Source organism: Intrasporangium sp. (assembly GCF_039812505.1).
Lineage (GTDB): Bacteria > Actinomycetota > Actinomycetes > Actinomycetales > Dermatophilaceae > Intrasporangium_A.
The window spans coordinates 1-3,826 of the sequence record NZ_JBDIAQ010000229.1; the positions used below are offsets into that span (position 1 = coordinate 1).

The window sequence follows — 3,826 nt, forward strand, 5'->3', positions numbered from 1 at the left end:
CGTCGTGGTGGTGGTTGTGCGGGGTGGCGACGTAGACGACGTCGACGTCGGGGTCCGCCACGAGAGCGGCATACGACCCATGAGCCTGCGCGATGCCGTGCCGGGCCGCGAAGGCGTCGGCCGTCGCGTGTGACCGGGAGCCGACCGCGACCAGATGCTGCCCGGTGCCGGCCCGCAGCGCCGCACAGAACCGGTCCGCGATCCAGCCGGTGCCGAGGATGCCCCACCGCAGGGGTGGGGCATCCATCGGGTCCGGGGTGCGCGGCGAGGGAAGCTGTGCCGGCATGGCCATCCCGCTCGCGCCCACCCGTCAGGCGTTCTGCGGGAAGCCGAGGTTGATCCCGCCGTGGCTCGGGTCGAGCCAGCGCGAGGTGACGACCTTGCCGCGGGTGAAGAAGTGCACCCCGTCGGTGCCGTAGGCGTGGGTGTCGCCGAAGAGGCTGTTCTTCCACCCGCCGAACGAGTAGTAGGCGACCGGGACCGGGATCGGCACGTTGACGCCGACCATGCCGACCTCGACCTCGTTCTGGAAGCGCCGGGCGGCGCCGCCGTCGTTGGTGAAGATCGCCGTGCCGTTGCCGTAGGGGTTGGCGTTGATCAGCTCGAGCCCCTCCTCGTAGCTCTTGACCCGCAGCACCGCCAGCACCGGACCGAAGATCTCCTCCTGGTAGATCGACATGTCGGTCGTGACGTTGTCGAACAGGGTGGGCGCCAGGAAGAAGCCCTCGCCGTCCGCGTCGAAGTCGCCGCCACGGCCGTCGACGACGAGCTTGGCACCGGCCCGCTCGCCGGCCTCGATGTAGCCGGCCACCTTCTCGCGGTGCGCCTTGGTGACCAGCGGTCCCATGTCGCAGCCGCGGGTACCGTCGCCGGTGCGCAGCTTGCCCATCCGGTCGGTGATCTTCGCGATGAGCTCGTCCGCGATCGGCTCGACCGCGACGAGCGCCGAGATGGCCATGCAGCGCTCCCCCGCCGAGCCGAAGCCGGCGTTGACCGCCGCGTCGGCAGTCACGTCGAGGTCGGCGTCGGGCAGGACGAGCATGTGGTTCTTGGCACCGCCGAGCGCCTGCACGCGCTTGCCGGTGGCGGTCGCCGTCTCGTAGACGTAGCGCGCGATGGGGGTGGAGCCGACGAACGAGACCGCCTTGACGTCGGGGTGGGTCAGCAGCGCGTCGACGGCCTCCTTGTCGCCGTTGACGACGTTGAGCACGCCGTCCGGAAGGCCTGCCTCGGTCCACAGCCGGGCCATGGCGATCGTCGCGGACGGGTCCTTCTCGCTGGGCTTGATGATCACGGCGTTGCCGCAGGCGAGGGCCACCGGCACGAACCAGAGCGGCACCATGGCCGGGAAGTTGAACGGGGAGATGACCGCCACGACCCCGAGCGGCTGGCGGAGCGAGTAGACGTCGACGTGGGTCGAGGCGTTCTCGCTGAAGCCGCCCTTGATCAGCTGCGGGATGCCACAGGCGAACTCGGCGACCTCGAGACCGCGCATGACCTCGCCGAGGGCGTCGTCGAGGACCTTGCCGTGCTCGGCCGTGATGAGCGCGGCGATCTCCTCCTTGTGCTGGTTGAGCAGCTCGCGGAACCGGAACAGGATCTGCCCGCGCTTGGTGAGCGAGAGGTCACGCCACGAGTCGCTCCAGGCCCGGTGGGCCGTCGTGACGACCTCGCCGACGAGCTGCGCCGAGGCGAGGTCGAGCTCGCCGGTCTGTTCCCCCGTCGCCGGGTTGTAGACCGGGCTGGTCCGGTCGGAGGTGCCCTCCCAGGGCGCTCCGCCGATGAGGTGGGTGATGCGGGTGGGGCTCATCGCCTTGCTCCTTCGATGTGGCTTGCTCGGTGCTGTCGCAGTCAGGTTTTCACTCGTTGGTTATGTCCTGACATTCTAACAATTACTGTGCGGTAGGCCAAGGGGCGCCGGGCCCGGTGCCGACCGACGCGACCGCCCGGGCCGGCTGCCGGTGGCAGCGGGCCCGGGCGGCGCGCGTCAGCGGGGCGACTCGAGCTTCGCAGGGGTCTCCCACCGCGACAGATGGTCGAGGATCCGCTCGCGCATGAACCGGTGCGACTGCTCGGCCCGGTCCTCCCAGGCGAAGACGCAGCTGGTGAGCGTGCCGTCGAACCCGACCTGCTCCAGGGTGGCGAAGAACGCGTCGAAGTCGACCTCGCCCTGACCGATGTCCAGGTGCTGGTGGACGGTGACCTGCGAGCCGGGCGGGTTGACGATGTAGCGCAGCCCGCTCGAGGCGGTGTGGTCGTAGGCGTCCGCGATGTGGCAGATCGTCGTGAGGCTGCCGGCCTTCTGCAGGATGCCGGCGCAGTCGTTGCCCTGGTGGAACGTGTGCGGCGTGCAGTAGACGAACGACACGAACGGGCTGTTGATCCCGTGTATGACGTCCAGCGCCCGCTTGCCGTCCTGCTCCCAGTCGTCGGGGTGCGGCTCGATGGCCAGCCGGACGCCCTCACGCTCGAACACCGGGAGCAGCTCCTCCATCGACCGCCAGAACTGCGCCTCACAGACAGCCGCCTGTCGCGGGTTGCCGTTGAACTCGGAGTTCATCTGGTCCACGCCGAGGGCGGCGGTGATCTCGATGGCGCGTTTCCAGTAGCGGACCGCGGCCTGCCGCTCGACCTCGTCGGGCCCGGACCAGCGGAACAGGGGCAGCACCGAGGAGACCCCGACGCCTGCGGCCGAGAGCTCCCTGCGGAAGCGCGCCACCGTCGCGTCGTCGACCCGTGGGTGGTTGAAGAACGGGATGAAGTCCTCGCGGGGCGAGAGCTCGATCCACTCGAAGCCGTGTTCGGCCACCACACCCGGCAGGGTGTCCAGCGTCGTGGTCTGCCGGATCATGTAGGGGTCCAGGGCGAGTCTCATGACAGTGCCTCCCGGTCGACGAGGCCGACCTTGACGGGCCGTCCGGTCTGGAGCGACTCCATCCCTGCCGTGCACACGGCGGTCGCGGCATACCCGTCCCACGCCGTCGGCCCCACCACGGTGCCGGCGCGGGCCGCGTCCGCCCAGGCCTGCACCTCGAGGTCGTAGGCCCGCCCGAAGCGGACGGTGAAGTCGGGCGCCACCGGTCCGCCCCACCAGCCCGCATCGCCATCGAGGTTGGCGCGCGTGGTGTAGAGACCGCCTTGGGACAGGCCGGCCGTGACCGTGCCGCGCTCGCCGACCGCCTCACAGCGGACCTCGTAGCCGGTCTGGCAGTTGACGAAGACCTCGGTCGTGACGATGCCGCCCCCACTCATCCGGAAGATCGCGACCTGCGGGTCGGCGACACCCTCCAGCGCATGGCTGGTCGGCGCCGGCTGCAGGACGGTGATCTCCTCGACCTCCTGGCCGAACATGAACCTGGCGACGTCGACCTCGTGCACGAGCGAGTCGCGCACGATCATCTCGCTGCGGAAGTCCGGGTTGGGCACCGTCTTGTTGCGATGGGTGTTGTGCACCAGCAGCAGACGGCCGAGGCTGCCCGAGTCGACCAGCTGCTTCATCTGGGCATACTGGGGGTCGAAGCGGCGCATGAAGCCGACCTGGATGAGCGCGCGCCCTGACTCCCGCTCGGCCCGGATGACCCGCAGCGACGAGTCGCCGTCCATCGTCAGCGGCTTCTCGCACAGCGTGGGCTTGCCGTGCGTGATGCAGGCGAGCAGCTGCTCCTCGTGGGCGAAGCCGGGCGAGGCGAGGATGACGGCGTCGACGTCGTCGGCACCGATCAGCCCGGCCGCGTCGTCGTGGACGCTCACCCCGTCGAACCCGGCGGCGAGGGCCTGCGCCCTCGGCCGGTCCGGGTCCGAGACGGCGACCAGCCGTACCCCGGAG

Annotated in this window: 4 protein-coding genes; all 4 read right to left on the reverse strand. The window is 70.1% G+C overall.

Annotated elements, in window-relative coordinates; genetic code table 11:
* Nucleotides 1-247 (reverse strand): Gfo/Idh/MocA family oxidoreductase (locus tag WMI84_RS17380; RefSeq protein WP_347355033.1); only part of this gene is annotated, 247 nt, incomplete at its 3' end.
* 63 nt (nucleotides 248-310) lie between these two features.
* Entirely contained in the window at nucleotides 311-1,810 is a 1,500-nt protein-coding gene (locus tag WMI84_RS17385) for a CoA-acylating methylmalonate-semialdehyde dehydrogenase (protein WP_347355034.1), read from the reverse strand.
* Between the two features lie 177 nt (nucleotides 1,811-1,987).
* Entirely contained in the window at nucleotides 1,988-2,875 is an 888-nt protein-coding gene (locus WMI84_RS17390; RefSeq protein WP_347355035.1) for a sugar phosphate isomerase/epimerase family protein, read from the reverse strand.
* Nucleotides 2,872-3,826: Gfo/Idh/MocA family oxidoreductase (locus WMI84_RS17395; RefSeq protein ID WP_347355036.1), on the reverse strand; the 955-nt coding region annotated here is incomplete at its 5' end. The genes WMI84_RS17390 and WMI84_RS17395, both read right to left, overlap by 4 nt.